This window comes from Azospirillum terrae (assembly GCF_053470425.1).
This window is the reverse complement of the sequence record NZ_JBPXMR010000050.1, coordinates 1-1,499: the sequence shown is the minus strand read 5'-3', so window position 1 is coordinate 1,499 and position 1,499 is coordinate 1. Positions and strand designations below refer to the sequence as shown.

Genomic DNA, 1,499 nt, shown 5'->3' with positions numbered 1-1,499 from the left:
GGCTGTTCTTTTTTTTATGAAATTACACGTATTTCATAAAATGCAAAAACCTTATTCTCTTATTCAAGGTATGGGTAAATCAGCGGAATTAGAGATATAATTAGCATGACCTACCTAGACAAATGATAAAGGAGCATTCCTGTTAGAAGGATTTTCGGGGACTTGAACAAAAAAGAGCCCTCTTGGTATGATACGGGGTGTCAAATCGCGGACCGAGATGACCCCTAACTTAGTTAACCAAGGAGGACTCCAACATGGATTTTAAACAAAATCAGAAAATAAATCAAGTCACCGAAAACACACTCGTTGTCGGTATCGATATTGCGAAGCGGAAGCATTTCGCCTGCTTTGTCGATGACCGTGGGCGTGTGCTCCGAAAGTCTTTCTCGGTATTACAGTCCAGCCAGGGTTTCGAGAGTTTCTACCAGCGTATTTTGGCTGCCTTGAAAGAATACGAAAAGACGGAAGTCATTGTCGGGATTGAACCAACGGGCCATTACTGGCTTAACCTGGCCTATTTCCTTGAGGAACGAGGCATTCCCCTGGTTATGACCAACCCTATGCACGTCAAGCGATCAAAGGAGTTGGATGATAACCTGCCAACCAAACATGACCGCAAGGATGCGCTGGTCATCGCGCGCTTAATCAAGGATGGGCGCTTCAGTTATCCTCGCATCCTAAAGGATATGGAGGCTGAACTCCGTGTGGGTTCAACGTTCAGAAGCAAGTTGACCGAGGAACTGGGGTCGGTCAAAAACATGATCATTCGCTGGATCGATCGCTATTTTCCTGAGTTCACCCAGGTCTTTCCGTCATTCGGAAAGATGGCATTGGCGGTATTGGAGTGCACGCCATTTCCGGCTGACCTTCAACAGAAACAGCCAGATGAAGTATTAGCACTTTACCGTCAGGTTGAGGGGCTCAAATCCCCTCAACGGCCGAAAGCAGTACGACTCATTGAAGTCGCTTCGGACTCGATTGGAGTAACAGAGGGACGGGAGATGGCCCGTATAGAAATCGCCACTCTCGTTCGCCGTTACCACCAGTTGGATCAGGAGATTGAAAGCATTACGAAGCACCTGGTTGAACTTATCAAAACATCAGTAGAATACGAATGGCTCTCAACGGTTCCTGGACTTGGAGATACCACGATTGTCGATTTACTAGCTGAAATCGGAAGCTTTTCTCACTATGAAGATCCACGCCAACTAATCAAACTAGCGGGATTGACATTACGGGAGAATTCCTCCGGCCAGCACAAAGGACAGAAGAGAATCTCCAAACGGGGCAGAAGAAAGCTTCGAGCCCTCCTATTCCGAGTGATGATGCCGATGATTCGTCATAATGATGCCTTTAGAAGGCTGCATGAGTATTACACAAATCGTAAAGATAATCCGTTACGCAAGAAGCAATCCATCGTGGTCCTATGCGGGAAACTCTTAAAAGTTCTCCACGGAATCAGCACGAAGCACAAAGCGTTTGACGCAAAGCGAATGATG

1 protein-coding gene is annotated in these 1,499 nt (G+C 46.5%); it reads left to right on the top strand.

The window, feature by feature from the left end; all coding sequences use genetic code 11:
* Nucleotides 1–254: 254 nt before the first annotated feature.
* Nucleotides 255–1,499, top strand: a 1,245-nt coding sequence (locus tag ACSVDD_RS29870) for an IS110 family RNA-guided transposase (RefSeq protein ID WP_510167032.1), incomplete at its 3' end; no start/stop codon positions are given.